We start from the raw sequence: 18,917 nt of genomic DNA, 5'->3' as shown, positions 1-18,917 counted from the left end.
TAAAGCTGAAAATTCAAGAATTTTTAAAACTCATGAAAAACATTGACAAAATAACCTTTTTTCAACAAAAAAAGTGCGGGATACGCACCCCGCACACTTTTGTAAACGAATATTTTTTCTTGAGTATATTAGTTTTGTAAGGTTTTCTCCAGTTGCTTGAGCTTTTCCTCAATTTCCTGAATTTCCTTTTGCAAGTCCTGCTGGTGAGGCTTGATTTCTTCACGCCATTGCTGAATCGATGTTTGTAATTCAGTTCCGACTTCTTTAATGACCTCTGCGCTTTCTTTTGCTGTTTCAACAATTTGCTCTTTTAAAGCCTGTCCATCTCTTTTTAATCTTGTCAGCGTATCTTCGAATTTGTCATAGCCATCTTTCATCTTTCCGCGCACATCTCTGCCAGAAGAGGGAGTCGTCAGGAGCACTGCCGCACCTCCGAGGAGACCGCCTACAAATAATCCTGTTAATAAAGAACGTCCACTAGCCATTCAAATCACCTCTAGTCAAATTTTACACATTCGCATGTTCTCTCTGAGCTGACGATCAGCTTCATTGAACTTCCATACATAGCTTGCTTTATTTTAGCATACTTTTGAAGAAAAGGGAGGGGAGAAGGTTGTCTGTCTTTCTGTTCGTTTTTACGTGTATCGGTGTCGTTTTTACAGGTGGTTCTATTCATTATGCAAGACAGCTGGGGTATGCAGGGTCTTATCCGCCAAAACATGTATTAAAGCAAAAAGCACTTGTGTGTGCGGCAGGTGCAGGAATTTCGCTCCTCATTTTGCTGCTGACCCTTTTTCTTTTATAAAAGCATGAAAAAAACCTCTTCATCTATTATGAAGAGGTTCGATTATTTGTTAAGCAACTTCTATCATTCTTGCACGTCTGAGAATGGACTGAGCAATTGGGAAGACAAATACCATGGCAATGGTATTAATCACGGCTGCTGGCAGGACGACGCCTACAAGAAGTGCCGGTAATGCAGCTGGCAGTCCAGTGATCAGTAATGCGGCAGATAGGAAAATCACGCCGGATACGATGGTTCCAATCGCAGTTAACACAGCGGTTAGCACTACTTTGTTCTTTATCTTCATGCAAGATAAGAAAAGGGCTAAGAAGATAAAGGCTGTTACTGGTTTATCAATCATATTCGGAATTTGTCCGCCTGGGAAACCTGTTGTTAATGCAGAAATGGCGCCTGTTACGAGGGCAATAACCACTACATGCTGTACCTTTGGGAAAAGGATGATGCTTAAAAACATCATAACCAGCATCATATCAGGTTTCATTCCGAAAAAGATGGGCGGGAAAATCGTATGCAAAACAGCTCCCATTGCTGCAAGCAATGACATAATGACTAATTCTTTTGTTTTCATTTCTATGCTCTCCTCTGCTAAGCTCTTAGAACTCTCCAATAATATGGCTCATCATTTATTGCAAGAGTCATCACTTTATATTTCTCGTTATTATAACAAATTTATTTCTCTATAGAAAAGCTTTTTTACTCATTTTCTTGCTGGAACTTTTTCATAAAGTCCGCAAGCTTTTGGCAGTCTTCAATCGATACCGCATTGTAAATAGATGCTCTGCATCCACCGACAGAACGGTGGCCGGCAAGTCCAACCATTTGTTCCTGCTTTGCTTTCTCTACAAAGGAAGCAGTGAGCGCATCATCACGAAGGGTAAATGTGACATTCATATGCGAACGGCTGTCAGTGCGTGCGTGTCCTTTGTAAAAACCGCCGCTTTGATCAATTGTGTCATAGAGAATGCCTGCTTTTTGTTCATTGCGTTTTTCCGCTGCTTCTACGCCGCCAGCCTGTTTAACATGCTCAAGGACAAGAGACAGCATATAAATCGCAAAAGTCGGTGGTGTGTGATAAAGAGAGCCAGCTTTTGCGTGTGTTGAATATTTTAATATTTTCGGTGTGCTGCTTTTCTCTTTTTCTAATAAACGTTTGCGCGCGATCACAATCGTGATACCAGAAGGCCCTAGGTTTTTTTGTGCCCCAGCATAAATGAGATCAAATTGAGAAACATCGATTTTTTTGCTGAGAATATCACTGGACATATCCGCAATGAGCGGTAATGATGTACCAGGGAACGTTTTCCACTGAGTGCCGAAGATCGTATTGTTTGATGTGATGTGTAAGTAAGCGCCATCTGTTAAACCGGAGGCATCTACTTCTGGAATATACGAGTAGTTGTCGTCTTCACTTGAAGCAAACACAGATGTTTCACCAAACCCTTTTGCTTCTGATAATGCTTTTTCTGACCAAGCGCCAGTTTGAATGAAATGAGCCGTTTCGCCTTCATGTAAGAAGTTCATCGGAATCATCGCAAATTGAAGGCTAGCTCCGCCCTGTAAAAAGAGGACTTCGTAATCTTCAGGAATGTCCATCAGTTCCACCAACAGTGCTTTTGCCTTATTGTGGACTTCTTCATATTCACCGCTGCGATGAGACAGCTCCATCACAGACATCCCAGTTTGTTTAAAATCAACAAGTTCTTCCTGTGCTTTTTCAAGCACTTCTAGCGGCAGTGCCGCCGGACCAGCATTAAAATTCGTCGTTCGCTTCATCACAATCTCTCCCTATTTCTCGCGTTAATGGATCAAAAGATAAAACCATCCTATCACAAATTTGAAGCAATTGGACAAAAAATTTGAATCGTTTTAAATATCTTACTATTAAGAAATGAAGGGGATAAAATGGGGTGGAAATGAGAAAAACCTCATCTATTAAGATGAGGTAAGGCGCGTGTGGATGGCAGAAGAAATCTCTTTTAAATCCTCTGACGTGTATTGATCTTGATGTGATTTCCATACGGCACCAAAGCCATCGCCTTTGCCGTAGCGCGGAATGATATGCATATGGTAATGGAACACAGATTGTCCGGCTTTTTCGCCGTTGTTGTTTAAAAGGTTTAATCCAATGGGTTCAAATTCCTGTTTGATCGCTCTTGCAATTTTCGGAATCGCTTGGAAGTAGTGATTAGATACTTCTGGTGTCATTTCGTAGATGTTTTCTTTATGTATTTTTGGAATTACAAGGGTATGCCCTTTTGTTACTTGGCTAATATCTAGAAAAGCCAATACATGCTCGTCTTCATATACTTTTGCACATGGAATGTCTCCATCAATGATCTTGCAAAAAATACAATCGCTCACGTCATGTCACTCCTCATTCATTTTCCTTCATCGTATCACAAAAATGAGCAAAAAAGAAAACAGGACAAGCGAACTCCTTTGGTCGCTCATCCTGCTCCTGCAGAAGAAATGCTGATGCTTTCATTCGATATGCCTTTTGAATTCTCTATTTACTGAAATAAAGAATTCATATGCCTGCTATTTCTGCCGTAAACACCTCATTTGACGTTTTGGTTTGTCGTATACATATTGTATAGGACACAAAAATCAAGAATCAGTGAAGCAAAACAGAAGCTAAGGTTTTTAGATGAAAAACCAACTTGTCATGCGGTTCTTTGCCTTTAACAAACACCTCATTTACTTATTGGTCATCAAGTTCATTTCTTCTACATACATTATGATGACCAAGATGCCTATTTTTTATTCTTGACTTGTCTATAGGTAAACATTTCAAATTACCTTTCGTTTTTGTTACTATAAAGGAAAAACGAAAGAAAGGAACGAATTCATGTCCCTTCTCACTGTAAAAGATGTAACGGGTGGATATACGAAGAATCCCGTTCTAAAAAATATCTCATTTGAATTAGAAAGAAATCAAATCGTCGGTCTCATCGGCTTAAACGGGGCGGGGAAAAGCACAACCATTCGCCATATCATCGGACTCATGAAACCGCATAAAGGTGTTATTGAATTGAATGGACGAACCCTTCAAGATGATCAAGAGGCGTATCGTTCGCAATTTACGTTTATTCCAGAAACACCTGTATTATATGAAGAATTAACTTTAAAAGAGCATTTAGAGCTGACAGCGATGGCTTACGGACTGTCAAAGGAACAATTAGATGAGCGTCTGCCGTCATTGCTGAAAGAATTTCGAATGGAGAAACGTTTGAAGTGGTTCCCTGCTCATTTTTCAAAAGGAATGAAGCAGAAGGTCATGATTATGTGTGCGTTTCTTGTTGAACCGGAACTGTATATCATCGATGAACCGTTCTTAGGGCTTGATCCTCTTGCGATTAATGCACTGCTTGAACGGATGAATGCTGCAAAGAAAAACGGTGCTAGTGTCCTGATGTCAACGCATATCTTGGCGACAGCTGAACGCTATTGTGATTCCTTTATTATTTTGCACGAAGGGGAAATTAGAGCGAAAGGAACACTGACAGAGCTGAGAGAACAGTTCAATATGAGAGATGCGACACTCGATGATCTTTATTTGGAATTAACAAAGGAAGAAAGCTATGAGTAAAACGACGCAAAGCATTTGGAAATCCCGGTTAGCGGAACACATACAAGATACAAGAAAATATTTAAAATACATGTTCAATGATCATCTTGTCATTGTGCTCATTTTTTTCCTTGCAGGCGGAGCGAGCTGGTATAGTAACTGGCTCAAACAAATTCCAGCACATTTTCCTTCCTACTGGGTCATGGCAGTTGTTTTCTCATTGGTGCTGACAAGCTCTTACGTGCGGACGTTGATCAAAGAAGCGGATCTCGTGTTTTTGCTTCCTTTGGAAGGGAAGATGGAGCCTTATTTAAAACAAGCTTTTAACTTTAGCTTCATTTCTCAGCTGTTTCCTCTCATTGCCGTATCCATTGTCGCACTCCCGCTTTATTCGGCGGTGTCTTCAGGCGGCATCAAGATGTATGTGCTTATATTGGCGCAAATGATTTTGATCAAGGGTCTGAATACAGCGATTCAATGGAGAATGACGTATTTTCAAGGAAAACAGATGAGATGGCTTGATGCATTCCTTCGTTTTCTATTGAATATGATTTTAATCTATACCGTTTTACAGGCATCTTATGCAATCGCAATCGTTTTTTATCTCATCTATGGTGTCTATCTCGTTTACTTAACCAATGCAGTCAAAAAGCAGCCTTTTCAATGGGAATTGCATATTTCTGACGAATTAAAACGAAAACAGCGTTTTTATCGTTTGGCCAATTTATTTACAGATGTGCCTCATTTAAAGAAACAGGTGAAAAGAAGAGCTTATATGGACTGGCTTTTGCAGTTTGTTCCGTATGACCAGCGTAAAACTTTTTCTTATATGTATGTGAGGGCGTTTGTACGCTCAAATGACTATTTTGGTCTCGTTTTTAGGCTAACTGCCGTGTTTGTCCTGATTATTTTGTATACAGGTGCAGCAGGCTGGGTGGGCGCGCTGCTTGTCTTGTTCACCGTGTTCATCACAGGTGTCCAGCTTGTGCCGTTAACGAAGCACTTTGCCCATCTTTCATTACAGGCACTTTATCCTGTTGCTCAGCAAGAAAAGGATCGGAGCTTTTTTGTTCTCGTCCGTAACGTGCTCATCATCCAATCGATATTGCTGAGCTGTTCAGTACTACCGGCAGGAGGATGGCAGGGAAGTGGACTTGCCCTTCTGATTTCACTGGCATTTGTGCTTGTCCTCTTCAAGCCTTACGTACTCAGTCGATTAAAAAAGATGCGATAAGCAGAGATATGTTTCTGACAGCGAGCGTATGATGACATCAAGGAGGGGACCGGATGAATGCAGCTGAACGGGAGTTATATGAAGAAGCCATTCTTTTTCAAACGCGTTTTTTAAGAAAACCTTCAAAGATCGAACGGTTTTCAAAAGGAGTTCAGCAGCAGGTGAACCGCCGAATCCCTGCCAGGTTTCATCAAGTCATCACAAGTGCGGTCAAAACAATGGTTGAATCCACCGTATCAGGATCTCACTTCACTTCATTTTCAGTCATTGATGAGCAATTATCCATCATTGAGCGAAATGAACTGGCAAAGGAGAAAGTGAAGTACTATCAAAAAGCAGCTGCGATCGAAGGAATTGGAACAGGTGCAGGTGGTATTTTGCTCGGTATGGCAGACTTTCCGCTGCTGCTTAGCATCAAGATGAAATGTCTTTATGAACTGGCATGTATTTATGGCTTTGATTTGTCTCAAAAAGAGGAAAGACTCTTTTTGCTCTGTATATTTCAACTCGCCTTTTCCGGCAGTGCGCATCGTCAAAAAATGATGAGCATCATTGATGATTGGGAAACGAGCCGTGAGAAAATGGATTGGTACAGCTTTCAGCAAGAGTATCGAGATTACATTGACCTAGTGAAGCTGTTTCAATTAATGCCGATTGTCGGAGCCGCTGTTGGCGGTGTGGCAAATCATCATCTGACAGGACAGCTCGGAGATGTTGCTCGTCATGTGTTTCATTTACGGGTGTTGAAAGAAATGAAATAGAAAAGCCGCTGTTTGCCAGCGGCTTCAGCGTGTAGACAAACCCTCGCATTCGTTGTCAGGTCTGCGCGCTTGGTGCTCACGAATGTTAAATTCGCTCCGCGCCAGTGCTCGCCCTTCCTAGACTGCAAAGGTTTTCTATCACACTGAAAAGAAGACAAAGGGCTAAAACCCTTTGTCTTTAATCTAGAGCCGCTGTTTGCCAGCGGCTTTTTTTATTCATCGTAGGAAAGGACAGCACGGGCGAGTACCTTTGCTGCGATAGGCATTGCTTTTTCGTTGATATCAAACTTCGGGTGGTGATGGGGATACGCGTCTTCGCTGTTTTCCGGCATGGCGCCTGTGTAAAAGAAGGTACCAGGGACATGCTGAAGGTAGTAAGCAAAATCTTCTCCGCCCATTTGGGTTTCCGCTTCTTTTACTTCTGTGACACCATCTGTTTGTTTTGCGATGTCAGCAATAAATTCAGTTGGCTTTGGATGATTTTTGACAGCAGGATATCCTCTCACATATTCATATGTGTAGCCGGCATCATGCATGTCGCACACCCCTTTTACGACCTGTTCAATTTCTCGTTCGATGGTGTGTCGTGCACTTTCTTCAAAGGACCGTGCAGTACCAGTCAAAACTGCAGAATCTGCAATGACGTTAAAAGCATTCTCTGCTACAAAACCTCCAACAGATACAACAGCAGAATCAACTGGATTGACTTTACGGGCAACGACTTGCTGCAAGTTTGTGACGATTTGTGAACCGATAAGTACAGCATCTTTCGTTAAGTGAGGCTGGGCGCCGTGTCCGCCTTTCCCCTGAACTCGGATAGAGAAGCGGTCGGCAGCTGCCATAAAGTTTCCGCTTTTATAAAGAACCGTGCCACAAGGCTCTGGAGACCAAAGATGCGTCCCGAATATGACATCGACACCGTCTAAGCAGCCGTCTTCGATCATTGGTTTTGCACCGCCTGGCGCATATTCTTCTGCATGCTGATGAATGAGGACGATTTTCCCTTTTAATTGATCACGGTGCTCATTCAAAATTTTCGCTAAGACAAGTAGTGTCGCTGTGTGCCCATCGTGCCCGCAGGCATGCATCACACCGGGCTTTGTCGATTTGTAAGGCACTTCCTTTTCATCATGGATAGGAAGCGCATCGAAATCAGCCCTGAGGGCAATCGTCGGGCCCGAAGAAGCTCCTTCGATAAAGGCGAGTACACCATGGCCGCCCACCTGTGTACGTGTTGGTATATGTAATCTGTCATAGTAGCTGGCGATGAAAGCGGCTGTTTCTTCTTCCTGGAAAGAAAGTTCAGGATTCATGTGGAGATGGCGTCTAATTTCAACCATTTCCTCATAATGTTCATCAAGACGTTCATTGATGCTTTTTTGTAAAGTGGATATTGTCATTGATTTGAAAACCTCCTTCATGCTCTTTTACTGATTGTATGGTAATTGTTAGAATCTTTCAACAGAAGAGAATGTCGTATGCGCATCAAAAGGTCATTTTACATAAAAGTCGAAGGTGCTATGAAGCGGAGAAAGGGAGGAATTGTATTGGGAAGCTGTCCAAATTGTTCAAAAGCGTTTTCTTTCGTTGAAAAGTTTCATTTATCACATACGAAAATGATGATGTGTCCAAGCTGTCGGCATCAAATCAAAGAAACCTTTGTATCAAAAATGATTTTTTTCATGCTCTGTTTGATTCCGCTATTGGTGATGCTCATTCAATTGAAAGGGGCTTCACCTATGCTGAAGTGGCCGATCTTATTAGGATGGATCCTATTGAATTTCTATGTACTTCAGCCGATCATTCATCGGTACGAGCTGACATCACGACGATAAAATGAAGAGCCCAGCGATTGGGCTTTTTTTCATAAAAAAAGGAAGTGCTGAAAGCAGCACTTCCTTAATTGTCTGTAACGGCATGATAGGATGTGAGATAAGCAGGACGAGAGAAGATGGAGCCAGTATCATCGTTTGGCTGAAAGAATGCTTCTGATTCTTGAAAGTCTTCAAATAAGTCCTCTGATGCCCAGAGTGTCATAATCAAATACACTTCTTCATCTTTTTTCGGTCTTAAAACACGAAGAGCCTGGAAGCCCCGCTGATGTTCTGAAATGTTCGTCTTCTTCTGAAAAGTAGATTCAAACAGTGCTCTGCTTTCAAGCTTCACAGGGATATGATTCAAGGTGACGAAGCCAGGTTGGACTAGCTCACCTTTCGCATAGATCACATCATAGGCATGAGGGGCTTTAAAAACAGTCTCGCCCTCCGTCTCATGGAAAAGAGCTGCTTGTTCTTTTCCGACCATATAAAGCAGATTTTCCTGATCGTGTTTCTTTGCGATTTTATGCAAGAAATCTGCTGTTCCATAGGTTATATAGACATTCATCTAAACCGCCTCCCGCTTGATAGTATAACAAAAGAATGATATATAATTCTTTGGTAGTCAATCCATAAAACATATTATGAAGCAATACATCCCATACTATCCGTATAAAGGAATGAGGTGACCTAATTTGAAGAAAAAGAAGATAATCATTCCATTAGTCATTGCAGGAAGTACAATCGTACTCTCATTTATTGGCTATCTGACCATTTTATTTTTAGGACATTATGTCATAGATGAAAAGAAGCTTGTATTTCACGCTTCATCCCAAATCATTGATCGGAATGGAAAAGAACTCACAAGTATGTATTCAGAAAATCGGGACCCTGTGTCAATAAAGGATGTACCTGATAAAGTAGCAAAAGCCTTTGTGTCTGTCGAGGACAAGCGGTTTTATGAGCATCATGGAATTGATGCGCAGTCAATTTCAAGGGCGGTTTATCGAGATATATTAGCAGGTGGAAAGGTAGAGGGCGGCAGTACAATTACTCAGCAGCTCGCAAAAAATATTTTTCTCACAAATGACAAAACCTTTCTGCGAAAAACAAAAGAAGTCATCATTGCAATTAATTTAGAAAGAGATTATTCAAAGGATAAGCTGCTTGAAATGTATTTGAATCAGCTTTACTTCGGTCATGGCGTCTACGGTATCCAAGCAGCAGCCAATTATTACTTTAGTAAAGATGTGAAAGATTTAACGGTCAGCGAAGGGGCTACACTCGCTGCGATGCCAAAGGCGCCGTCTACTTACTCGCCTGTTTTACACCCTGATAAAAATAAACAAAGACGGGACACGATTCTTAACTTAATGAATGAGCAAGGATATTTATCATCAACAGAAACAGTAGAAGCAAAAGGGAGAACACTAGGCATTCATTTAAAAAAGAAATCAGAAACGCCTTGGGTCGATAGCTATGTCGATCTTATCATTAAGGAAGCAGAATCAGAGTATGCCATTTCACATGAACAATTGCTTCAAGGTGGTTATACCATAACAGTTCCGATTGATATGAATCTGCAAAAGGTCACCTACGATGCGATGAAAAACAACCGTTATTTCCCGGGAAAAAGCGGTTCTCCTGAAAGCAGTGCCATCTTTATTGATAATGAGTCAGGGGGAGTAAAAGCAGCAATCGGAGGACGAGAATATCAAGCGAGGGGCTATAACAGGGTGACCGCTGTTAGACAGCCTGGATCTGTTTTCAAGCCGATCGCGGTATATGGACCTGCGCTACAAGAGAAAAAATTCCGACCTTATTCCCTGCTTGAAGACGAAGAAAAAAGCTATGACGGTTATTCACCAAAGAATTACGATGGACAGTATGAAGGCAAGGTCACGATGGTGGAGGCCCTCATGAAAAGTAAGAATACAGCAGCGGTGTGGACATTAAGCCAGCTTGGTATTGATACTTCGAAAACATATCTCGAGAAAATGGGAATCGATATTTCGGATCAAGGACTTGCCATGGCGCTTGGCGGTTTAGAAAAAGGGGTTTCTCCACTTCAAATCGCAGGAGCTTTCCACACATTTGCAAACGAAGGCGTATATCAAAAGCCTTTCTTCATTCAGAAAATCACCAATGATGAAGGAGAAACGGTAGAGAAAAATCGTAGTAAGCCAGAACGAGTGTTTAGCGTGCAGAATGCTTGGAATATGACAAGAATGCTGCAGCAAGTCGTCAAAGGCGGAACAGCCCAGAGCGGTTCATATGCTGGAGATTTAGCAGGTAAAACAGGCACGACCACATATTCAGGTGTGAAGGGTGCAACAAAAGATGCTTGGTTTGCCGGCTATACGCCAAGTACAACGGGTGCGATTTGGATGGGGTATGACAAAACCGATAACAGTCACTATTTAACTGGCGGAAGTCAATACCCAGTGCAGCTGTTTAAGGATATTTTAACGGCAGCCCAAATAACGAATGAAACGTTTAAAAAACCAGAGGGGATTAAAGAACTTCAAGCGCCAATTCATTTAGAGGGACTATCAGGATTTGAAGCCCGCTATGCGTTTAAAATCAAAGGATTGTTTACATTAGAGCTGTCTTGGGAGAAGCAAGAGGATAAACGGGTTGAATACCGTATTTATGAAAAGAGGAATGGGAACGAGACGCTGATCGATTCAGTGACAGGCGTAGGCAGCTACACAATGCCGTATGCCAATGTGTTTTCAGATGCGGAGTATAAGGTGGTTCCATATAATACTCAAACGCAAGAAGAAGGAGAAGGCAGTCCATATGTCAAGCCAGAGGCTTTTGGACGTTAATATTCGGCGATTTTTTGAACAATGAGCCGGTTTAGTATACCGTGCCTTGAAAAAGCGGTATAGTAAAAGCAGTGTTTGAGCCTTATACAAAGAGAGTGTAAGGCGAAAGGTGGAATGAAAGGTAATGGGAAAAACGAAGGCTTTTAATGACACGTTCTTAAAGGCGTGCAAAGGGGAAAAAACAGACCATGTACCAGTTTGGTATATGAGGCAGGCAGGACGCTCACAGCCTGAATATCGTGCCCTTAAAGAAAAGTACGGGCTATTTGAAATTACGCATCAGCCAGAGCTATGTGCTTATGTAACACGACTTCCTGTAGAACAATATGGTGTAGATGCCGCGATTTTATATAAAGATATTATGACCCCGCTTCCAGCTATTGGAGTGGACGTTGAAATTAAAAATGGCATTGGACCTGTCATTGATTCACCGATTCGGACAAAAGCAGATATCGAACGTCTTGGGGAACTTCATCCTGAAGAAGACCTGCCATATGTGCTTGATACCATTCAGCTTTTAACGAAGGAGCAGCTGAATGTACCGCTCATCGGTTTTGCTGGTGCACCATTTACGATGGCTAGCTATATGATTGAGGGCGGCCCGTCTAAAAACTATCATAAAACAAAAGCGCTCATGTACAGTGAGCCTGAGACATGGATGCTGCTCATGAACAAATTAGCTGATATGACGATCACGTACATACGCGCGCAGGTAAAAGCAGGGGTCAGTGCGTTTCAAATCTTCGACTCATGGGTGGGCGCTTTAAATGCAGCGGACTACCGGACATTCATTAAACCTGTCATGCAGCGAATTTTCACAGAGTTGAAGAGTGAAAATGTACCAATGATCATGTACGGAGTTGGTGCAAGCCATCTCGTGAAAGATTGGCATGACCTGCCGCTAGACGTCGTTGGACTTGATTGGCGTATGAGTGTAGACGAAGCGCGAAAAGAAGGGCTCACAAAAACGTTACAAGGAAATCTTGATCCAACGATCTTACTTTCTCCTTGGGAAGTCATTGAAGAAAGAGCAAAAGACATATTAGATCAAGGGATGAAATCAGATCACTTCATCTTTAACCTAGGTCATGGGGTATTTCCAGATGTTTCACCAGATACGTTAAAGAAGCTGACCGATTTTATTCACGACTATTCAGCTACACATAAAAAATCATCCATCTAAACTATTTCAATTGATCTGAAGGAGTGTTGGTTGTGGAGAAAAAGAAAATGGGGCTTCTTGTCATGGCATATGGCACCCCATATAAAGAAGAAGACATTGAGCGTTATTATACACATATTCGTAGAGGCAGAAAGCCGGAGCCGGAAATGCTGCAAGATTTAAAGGACCGCTACAAGGCAATCGGCGGTATTTCTCCTTTATCAAAAATTACTGAGCAGCAGGCACATGGTTTGTGTGAGCACTTGAATGACATTCAAGACGACATTGAATTTCATGTGTACATTGGCTTAAAACATATCGAGCCTTTCATAGAGGATGCAGTTGCTGACATGCACAAGGACGGCATGACAGAAGCTGTGAGTATCGTTTTAGCGCCGCATTTCTCTACCTTTAGTGTGAAATCATATAACAAACGTGCACAAGATGAGGCAGACAAGCTTGGCAATCTACAGATTACGTCTGTTGAAAGCTGGTACGATGAGCCGAAGTTTGTGGACTATTGGGTGAAGCAAGTGAAGGATACGTATGCATCAATGAGTCAAGAGGAAAGAGATTCCGCGGTACTTATTGTGTCTGCACACAGCCTTCCTGAAAAAATTATTGCAGCAGGAGATCCATATCCTGATCAGCTCGCACAATCTGCCAAAATGATTGCAGAAGGTGCGGGAATTGAACACTATGAAATTGGCTGGCAAAGTGAAGGCAATACGCCGGATCCATGGCTTGGACCAGACGTACAAGACTTAACGCGGGACTTATTTGAACAAAAAGGCTATCAAACATTCGTGTATGTGCCTGTTGGTTTTGTCGCTGATCATCTTGAAGTGTTATACGACAACGATTATGAATGTAAAGTCGTGACAGATGAAATTGGTGCAGCCTACTATCGTCCAGAAATGCCAAATGCGAAACCAGCATTTATTGATGCTCTGGCAACAGTCGTATTAAAGAAGCTTGACGAAAGCAAGTAATCATATAAAAGAAGGCGATCCTATGCATGACAATCAAAAACACCTTGTCATCATTGGCGGTGGCATCACTGGTTTAGCCGCCGCCTTCTATTTGGAAAAGGAAGTCGAAGAAAAAGGTCTTCCGATTCAAATATCACTTATTGAAGCGAGCCCTAGGCTAGGTGGAAAAATACAAACATTATATAAAGACGGCTACATCATTGAACGTGGACCTGATTCATTTTTAGAAAGAAAGGTCAGTGGGCCGCAGCTTGCGAAAGATGTCGGTCTGTCCGATCAGCTCGTCAATAATGAAACTGGGCAAGCGTATGTACTGGTCAATGAAAAGCTTCACCCGATGCCAAAGGGTGCTGTTATGGGCATTCCAACTCAAATCAGCCCATTTATTACAACTGGTCTTTTTTCAGTTGCGGGAAAAGCAAGAGCGGCGATGGATTTCGTGTTGCCAAAAAGCAAGCAGACCGAAGATCAGTCGCTTGGTGAATTTTTTAGAAGACGTGTGGGTGATGAGGTCGTTGAGAATTTAATTGAACCGCTTCTATCAGGCATTTATGCAGGGGATATTGACCGCCTGAGCTTAATGTCCACCTTCCCGCAATTTTATCAAACAGAACAGCAGCATCGCAGTTTGATTCTTGGGATGAAAAAATCACAGCAGCATGCGAAAGCGCAGCAGGTGACTGCGAAAAAACAAGGACAGTTCCAAACGATCAATCAAGGGTTGCAGTCGCTTGTGGAAGCAGTAGAAAGTAAGCTCAAGCTGACAAAGGTGTATAAAGGGACAAAAGTAAAACAGATTGAAAAAACGGATGGAGGCTATGGCTTGCAATTAGACAGCGGTCAAACGCTTTTTGCCGATTCAGCCATTGTCACGACGCCGCATCAATCGATTTATTCCATGTTTCCTAAAGAAGCAGGGCTAGAGTATTTGCATGACATGACCTCTACTTCTGTTGCAACAGTAGCACTCGGTTTTAAAGAAGAGGATGTTCATAATGAATATGACGGCACTGGTTTTGTTATCTCAAGAAACAGTGATTTCTCTATTACGGCCTGTACGTGGACAAACAAAAAGTGGCCGCATACCGCTCCGAAAGGAAAAACGCTATTGCGTGCGTATGTCGGAAAAGCTGGTGACGAATCGATTGTCGAGCAGTCAGACAGTCAAATCGTCAGCATCGTGCTAGAAGATTTAAAGAAAATCATGGATATTAAAGCAGATCCAGAATTGACGACAGTGACTCGCTGGAAGACAAGTATGCCGCAATATCACGTCGGTCATCAGAAAGCTATTTCGAACATGCGAGAAACGTTTAAGCAATCATATCCTGGTGTTTATATCACAGGTGCTGCATTTGAAGGTGTTGGAATCCCTGATTGTATTGATCAAGGAAAAGCCGCCATCTCAGAGGCTGTATCGTATCTATTTTCATAAAAAACAACTCCCTTTTCTGTCATGGAAAGGGAGTTTTTCATGTTCGAATCATTCAAAAAGAGTTGGGAATTATAAATGTGAACAAAGTTGTTGCATCTGGGGAAAAGGATATGGTATATTACTTTCTGTACTTAATGACCAAAACGTTCAAATAGTCATTTCGGGAGTGAGATCATGAGTGTTGATAGGAGACAAATGATTTTAGATGGTGCGACGAAAGCATTTACTCAATTCGGGTATAAAGCGACCACAATGGACCTTGTGGCAAAGCTTGCCAACGTCGGAAAAGGAACCATTTATACATTTTTCAAAAACAAAGAAGAGTTGTTTGATGAAATTTTCACATCCCTTTTACTAGAGATGAGGAAAATTGCGGATGAGGCAATTGATGAGAAGAATAGTTTCTCTGAAAACCTTCACTTAGCACTCTTTGCAATTTTAGAATTTCGAAAAAACCACCAGCTCACAATTAAGATTTTTCAGGAAAATGCAGAGCTTGGCACGTCAGCGGTCAAGGAAATGATCGAAAAAATGGAGCAGATGATCATTCGCTATATCAAAATGAAAGTGCAAGAAGCGATGGATAAAGGCGACATTAAGCCTTGTGATCCTGAATTGACTGCATTTGTGATGGTGAAACTATATATTGCACTGATTTTTGATTGGGAAAAGCGATACGAGCCTTTAACAAAAGAAGAGGTAGCCGAATCGCTGGAGCTTTATGTCTTAAAAGGACTATCTGCAACAACATAATTTTTTTGAGTTCAAATGACCAAATTGTATATTTAGTCATTCATCTATGGGAGGAAACAGCAATGAATTTAATTCGGAATCAATGGAAGGACATTGTAACGAGCAAAAAACTACTGATCCCGATTTTAGCTGTCTTATTTATTCCGCTGATTTACAGTGGTGTATTTTTAAAAGCATACTGGGACCCTTATGGTACAGTTGATCAATTGCCTGTAGCGGTTGTCAACTTGGATGAAGGCAGTCATTATGACGGGAAAACCCTTCAAGTCGGCGATGATTTAGTAAAGGAATTAAAGAAAAACGATAATTTCAAATGGAACTTTGTCGATAGTCATGAAAAGGCTATAAAAGGATTAAATAACGAGGAATATTACCTCGTGGTGGAAATACCAAAGAATTTCTCGAAAAATGCAAGTACAGTGCTAGATAAACATCCGAAAAAATCGAATCTGAAATATTATACGAATCCAGGCGCCAACTATGCGGCGTCACAAATTGCGAATAATGCCATTATCAAATTAAAAGATTCGGTTTCAAAAGAAGTCACAAAAAATTACGCCGAGGTCATCTTTGATAACTTCAAAACAATTGCAAAAGGATTAGATCAAGCAAGCGATGGCGCGAAGAAAATTGATGACGGAACAAAAAGCGCAAAAGATGGCAGTACGAAATTAAAAGACAACTTAGCCAAATTGGCTGAAGGTACGTTAACCTACAGCGAAGGTGTTCATCAGTTCGCAGGGAAAATGGGTGAACTGAACACAGGCATACAGTCTCTAGACAGTGGGCTTGGTCAGCTCCTAACAGGCTATCAAACCATTGATCAGAAATTTGGAGAGCTTGGTACAGGAATTGATACATTAACCGAAGGATTAAACACAAGCCGAGAAGGACATCAGCAGCTCGCTTCTAAAATGCCGCAATTCACAGCAGGCATTGAGCAGCTAAACAACAAAGCCCAATCCTTTTCGGAAAAAATTGCAGCAGTAGAAAAAGTCTTGTCGTCACCAGAATTAGCGAATTTAGAGAAGATGGCGCCTAAACTCGATCAGGTGAAAGAAGACGCAAAAACGTTCAGTACAAAACTTGCTTCATTAAAAGAAGCACTATCAAATCGAGATGCTAATGTAAAAAGCATTATCCAGAACAGCTCCATGACAGATGAAGAGAAAAAGGCGGCAATGGATCAGCTTGACAGTCTGCCTAAAATCGAACTGCCTGATCTGTCTGGACTCGAACAAAGCTTAGCGGCCTTGCAGGAACTGCCTGATGCAAGTGAGGTTCAACAAGCAGTTACATCTGCAAAAGCGCAGCTGCAGCAAGTCAAACAGCTGCCAGAGAAAACAGAACAGCTGTACACATCTACAGTTGCGATACAAAATGCGATCGACCAAATGACGTCTGGTACGAATAAATTGTATCAAGGTGCACTGAAGCTTCAAACAGGTCAAGGCCAATTACAAGATGGCCTGCAAACAGCAAATGGAAAGCTTGATACAGCGAAAAGCGGTGCGGATAAGCTTGCGAATGGATCAAGCCAGCTGAGCGCAGCGTTAAATAAGCTGGAAAGTGGTTCAACAAATATCCAAAGCAATACATCTAAGCTTGCCGAAGGCTCAAAATCGCTTGATAAAGGATTGGGAGATTTAAAGAGCGGTACAGGTAAGCTGTCCAATAAATTGAAAAGCGCCGCTGATGAAACAGGAGAAATTGATGCGGGGCAAGACAATTACAATATGATTGCTAGCCCAGTTAAAACAGAAAATGATACAGCGAAGAAGATTGATAATTATGGAACAGGGCTCACGCCTTATATTTTATCCATGGGACTCTTTGTTGGGGCTCTAATGCTCACCGTCGTATTCCCAATGAAAGACCCTGCTGGCCGCCCTAGAAATGCGTTTGAATGGTTTGTCAGCAAATATAGCGTGCTTCTACTTGTCGGTATCCTTCAAGCAGTCATTGCAAGTACGATGCTCATCTTTGGGCTTGGTCTTGAGGTGGAAAGCCTCTGGCGCTTCTATCTCTTTGCGATCGTCGTCAGTCTGACATTCTTAGCGATTATTCAGCTGCTAGCAACAACAATGGGGAACCCAGGACGCTTCATTGCCGTCATTATCTTAGTTCTTCAGCTCGCAGCAAGTGCTGGTACATTCCCGCTTGAGCTTGTGCCGAAGTTCTTCCAAGTCATTCATAGTCTGCTTCCAATGACGTATACAATCAATGGATTTAGAACGATCATTGCAAGCGGTGATGACAGCTATTTATGGCACCAAGCAGCGATTCTCGGTACAGTTGCGATCATCATGATGGCGGCAACAACTGCATACTTTGCTTGGAACGTAAGAAAAATGAAACAAGACGAAGCTTAATCAATGAATCCTTTCTCTTGATAGAGGAAGGATTTTTGATTTGAAATTAGACATCTTGAACCCGAAGCGATATATTTTAATGGAAGGAATTGCTTTCACACAAAGGAGGAAATGCCGAATGACTACTGAAGTAAACGAAACCGTTCAGCTGATTCAAAAGCTCGTATCGATCCCAAGTCCGTCAGGGAATACAGAAAAGGTGATCGGCTTTGTTGAACGCTTTTTACAAGATGTAAATATTGAGACAAAACGAAATCGTAAGGGCGGCTTAATTGCTACTATTAAAGGAACTGATGACAAGGAACACCGCATGCTGACAGCACATGTCGATACGCTCGGTGCAATGGTAAAGGAAATTAAATCAAATGGACGGCTTCGTCTTGCACTCATTGGAGGCTTTCAATATAACTCAATTGAAGGCGAATATTGTGAAATTGAAACAGCAACAGGTCATACATACACAGGTACTATTCTTATGCATCAAACGTCCGTTCATGTCTATGCGGATGCAGGAAAAGCAAAACGAAACCAAGAAAATATGGAGATTCGTCTCGATGAAAAGGTGAAAAATGCAGACGATGTCAAAGCACTTGGGATTCAAGTAGGGGACTTTATCTCATTTGATCCTAGAGTGGAAGTGACGTCATCAGGTTTTATTAAATCAAGACACCTTGATGACAAGGCAAGTGTAGCGCTTTTGCTACGACTCATCCACCGCATTCAAAAGGAAAATATCACACTGCCGCATACGACGCACTTCTTAATTTCTAATAATGAAGAGATTGGCTACGGAGGTAACTCCAATATTCCCGAAGAAACGGTGGAATATCTTGCTGTCGATATGGGAGCGATCGGCGATGGTCAATCAACAGATGAATACAGCGTGTCTATTTGTGTGAAGGACTCAAGCGGTCCTTATCATTATGGATTACGCAAGCATTTAGCTGCATTAGCAGAAGAGAACAACATAGATTACCGTTTAGATATTTACCCTTATTACGGCTCTGATGCATCAGCAGCGATTCGAGCAGGGCATGATATCATTCATGGACTGATTGGTCCAGGGATCGATTCCTCGCATGCTTTTGAACGAACGCATGAAGATTCCCTTGTCCATACAGCGAATCTTCTTTATCACTACGTGCAATCATCCTTAATCACAGTATAAAAAAAGAACCCCATTTATT

18 protein-coding genes are annotated in these 18,917 nt (G+C 41.9%); 12 read left to right on the top strand and 6 right to left on the bottom strand.

What is annotated here, in order from left to right; translation table 11 throughout:
- Positions 1 to 128: 128 nt before the first annotated feature.
- A complete protein-coding gene (locus MHH40_RS05435; RefSeq protein WP_007497160.1) occupies positions 129 to 485 on the bottom strand; it encodes a YtxH domain-containing protein in 357 nt (118 codons plus the stop codon).
- A 128-nt stretch (positions 486 to 613) separates the two neighbouring features.
- Between MHH40_RS05435 and MHH40_RS05430 the strand changes: the two genes are divergently transcribed.
- A complete protein-coding gene (locus MHH40_RS05430; RefSeq protein WP_003211362.1) occupies positions 614 to 805 on the top strand; it encodes a hypothetical protein in 192 nt (63 codons plus the stop codon).
- 49 nt (positions 806 to 854) lie between these two features.
- Here MHH40_RS05430 and MHH40_RS05425 read toward each other — a convergent pair whose 3' ends face one another.
- The 3 genes from MHH40_RS05425 to MHH40_RS05415 all read right to left on the bottom strand — a co-directional run bounded on the left by MHH40_RS05425 (position 855) and on the right by MHH40_RS05415 (position 3,166).
- On the bottom strand, positions 855 to 1,373 hold the full coding sequence (locus MHH40_RS05425) for a tryptophan transporter (protein WP_003212065.1): 519 nt from the start codon (positions 1,371 to 1,373) through the stop codon (positions 855 to 857).
- A gap of 125 nt (positions 1,374 to 1,498) precedes the next feature.
- Positions 1,499 to 2,578, bottom strand: coding sequence for a 3-phosphoserine/phosphohydroxythreonine transaminase (serC, locus tag MHH40_RS05420; protein ID WP_003210828.1), 1,080 nt, complete (start codon positions 2,576 to 2,578; stop codon positions 1,499 to 1,501).
- 159 nt (positions 2,579 to 2,737) lie between these two features.
- The gene (locus tag MHH40_RS05415) at positions 2,738 to 3,166 is read right to left on the bottom strand and encodes an HIT family protein (RefSeq protein WP_003212458.1); all 429 of its coding nucleotides are present in this window, start codon (positions 3,164 to 3,166) and stop codon (positions 2,738 to 2,740) included.
- A 487-nt stretch (positions 3,167 to 3,653) separates the two neighbouring features.
- Between MHH40_RS05415 and MHH40_RS05410 the strand changes: the two genes are divergently transcribed.
- The 3 genes from MHH40_RS05410 to MHH40_RS05400 are packed head-to-tail and all read left to right on the top strand — an operon-like array spanning position 3,654 to position 6,368.
- Positions 3,654 to 4,394 carry an ABC transporter ATP-binding protein gene (locus MHH40_RS05410; protein WP_003212171.1) on the top strand — a complete coding sequence of 247 codons (741 nt, stop codon included), beginning with the start codon at positions 3,654 to 3,656 and terminating at the stop codon, positions 4,392 to 4,394.
- Positions 4,387 to 5,607, top strand: a complete 1,221-nt coding sequence (locus MHH40_RS05405) for an ABC transporter permease (protein ID WP_137054833.1) — start codon at positions 4,387 to 4,389, stop codon at positions 5,605 to 5,607. Before MHH40_RS05410 ends, MHH40_RS05405 begins: the two co-directional genes overlap by 8 nt.
- 53 nt (positions 5,608 to 5,660) lie before the next feature.
- Entirely contained in the window at positions 5,661 to 6,368 is a 708-nt protein-coding gene (locus MHH40_RS05400; RefSeq protein WP_212046110.1) for an EcsC family protein, read from the top strand.
- A 212-nt stretch (positions 6,369 to 6,580) separates the two neighbouring features.
- Here MHH40_RS05400 and MHH40_RS05395 read toward each other — a convergent pair whose 3' ends face one another.
- The gene (locus MHH40_RS05395; protein ID WP_050945390.1) at positions 6,581 to 7,768 is read right to left on the bottom strand and encodes a M20 family metallopeptidase; all 1,188 of its coding nucleotides are present in this window, start codon (positions 7,766 to 7,768) and stop codon (positions 6,581 to 6,583) included.
- Between the two features lie 147 nt (positions 7,769 to 7,915).
- On the opposite strand from MHH40_RS05395, the gene MHH40_RS05390 reads away from it, so the two are divergent.
- The gene (locus MHH40_RS05390; RefSeq protein WP_240792638.1) at positions 7,916 to 8,203 is read left to right on the top strand and encodes a hypothetical protein; all 288 of its coding nucleotides are present in this window, start codon (positions 7,916 to 7,918) and stop codon (positions 8,201 to 8,203) included.
- A 64-nt stretch (positions 8,204 to 8,267) separates the two neighbouring features.
- Here MHH40_RS05390 and MHH40_RS05385 read toward each other — a convergent pair whose 3' ends face one another.
- The gene (locus tag MHH40_RS05385; RefSeq protein WP_050945389.1) at positions 8,268 to 8,753 is read right to left on the bottom strand and encodes an antibiotic biosynthesis monooxygenase family protein; all 486 of its coding nucleotides are present in this window, start codon (positions 8,751 to 8,753) and stop codon (positions 8,268 to 8,270) included.
- Between the two features lie 127 nt (positions 8,754 to 8,880).
- Here MHH40_RS05385 and MHH40_RS05380 point away from each other — a divergent pair, with 127 nt between their 5' ends.
- From MHH40_RS05380 to MHH40_RS05350, 7 genes are all read left to right on the top strand, one after another.
- On the top strand, positions 8,881 to 11,016 hold the full coding sequence (locus MHH40_RS05380; RefSeq protein ID WP_050945388.1) for a transglycosylase domain-containing protein: 2,136 nt from the start codon (positions 8,881 to 8,883) through the stop codon (positions 11,014 to 11,016).
- Between the two features lie 124 nt (positions 11,017 to 11,140).
- A complete protein-coding gene (gene hemE / locus MHH40_RS05375; RefSeq protein ID WP_003211982.1) occupies positions 11,141 to 12,199 on the top strand; it encodes a uroporphyrinogen decarboxylase in 1,059 nt (352 codons plus the stop codon).
- Between the two features lie 32 nt (positions 12,200 to 12,231).
- Positions 12,232 to 13,170 (top strand): ferrochelatase, encoded by a 939-nt coding sequence (gene hemH, locus MHH40_RS05370; RefSeq protein ID WP_050945387.1) that lies wholly within the window; start codon positions 12,232 to 12,234, stop codon positions 13,168 to 13,170.
- 22 nt (positions 13,171 to 13,192) lie between these two features.
- Positions 13,193 to 14,605 (top strand): protoporphyrinogen oxidase, encoded by a 1,413-nt coding sequence (hemY, locus tag MHH40_RS05365; RefSeq protein ID WP_050945386.1) that lies wholly within the window; start codon positions 13,193 to 13,195, stop codon positions 14,603 to 14,605.
- 174 nt (positions 14,606 to 14,779) lie between these two features.
- Positions 14,780 to 15,358: a TetR/AcrR family transcriptional regulator gene (locus tag MHH40_RS05360; protein WP_034620016.1), complete on the top strand. Its 579-nt coding sequence runs from the start codon at positions 14,780 to 14,782 to the stop codon at positions 15,356 to 15,358.
- Between the two features lie 62 nt (positions 15,359 to 15,420).
- Positions 15,421 to 17,730: a YhgE/Pip domain-containing protein gene (locus MHH40_RS05355; protein WP_050945385.1), complete on the top strand. Its 2,310-nt coding sequence runs from the start codon at positions 15,421 to 15,423 to the stop codon at positions 17,728 to 17,730.
- A gap of 118 nt (positions 17,731 to 17,848) precedes the next feature.
- Entirely contained in the window at positions 17,849 to 18,898 is a 1,050-nt protein-coding gene (locus MHH40_RS05350; RefSeq protein WP_003212389.1) for a M42 family metallopeptidase, read from the top strand.
- The last annotated feature ends 19 nt before the right edge of the window (positions 18,899 to 18,917 follow it).

The organism is Bacillus sp. FSL K6-2431, from assembly GCF_038005165.1.
In the GTDB taxonomy this organism is placed as follows: domain Bacteria; phylum Bacillota; class Bacilli; order Bacillales; family Bacillaceae; genus Bacillus; species Bacillus pumilus.
This window is presented reverse-complemented; position numbering and strand designations above follow the sequence as displayed.

Coding starts and splice junctions, on each gene's coding strand:
- MHH40_RS05355 (WP_050945385.1), top strand. CDS start 15,421: ATGAATTTAATTCGGAATCAATGGAAGGACATTGTAACGAGCAAAAAA.
- MHH40_RS05425 (WP_003212065.1), bottom strand. CDS start 1,373: ATGAAAACAAAAGAATTAGTCATTATGTCATTGCTTGCAGCAATGGGA.
- MHH40_RS05395 (WP_050945390.1), bottom strand. CDS start 7,768: ATGACAATATCCACTTTACAAAAAAGCATCAATGAACGTCTTGATGAA.
- MHH40_RS05385 (WP_050945389.1), bottom strand. CDS start 8,753: ATGAATGTCTATATAACCTATGGAACAGCAGATTTCTTGCATAAAATC.
- MHH40_RS05350 (WP_003212389.1), top strand. CDS start 17,849: ATGACTACTGAAGTAAACGAAACCGTTCAGCTGATTCAAAAGCTCGTA.
- MHH40_RS05410 (WP_003212171.1), top strand. CDS start 3,654: ATGTCCCTTCTCACTGTAAAAGATGTAACGGGTGGATATACGAAGAAT.
- hemE (WP_003211982.1), top strand. CDS start 11,141: ATGGGAAAAACGAAGGCTTTTAATGACACGTTCTTAAAGGCGTGCAAA.
- MHH40_RS05360 (WP_034620016.1), top strand. CDS start 14,780: ATGAGTGTTGATAGGAGACAAATGATTTTAGATGGTGCGACGAAAGCA.
- MHH40_RS05435 (WP_007497160.1), bottom strand. CDS start 485: ATGGCTAGTGGACGTTCTTTATTAACAGGATTATTTGTAGGCGGTCTC.
- serC (WP_003210828.1), bottom strand. CDS start 2,578: ATGAAGCGAACGACGAATTTTAATGCTGGTCCGGCGGCACTGCCGCTA.
- MHH40_RS05400 (WP_212046110.1), top strand. CDS start 5,661: ATGAATGCAGCTGAACGGGAGTTATATGAAGAAGCCATTCTTTTTCAA.
- hemY (WP_050945386.1), top strand. CDS start 13,193: ATGCATGACAATCAAAAACACCTTGTCATCATTGGCGGTGGCATCACT.
- MHH40_RS05405 (WP_137054833.1), top strand. CDS start 4,387: ATGAGTAAAACGACGCAAAGCATTTGGAAATCCCGGTTAGCGGAACAC.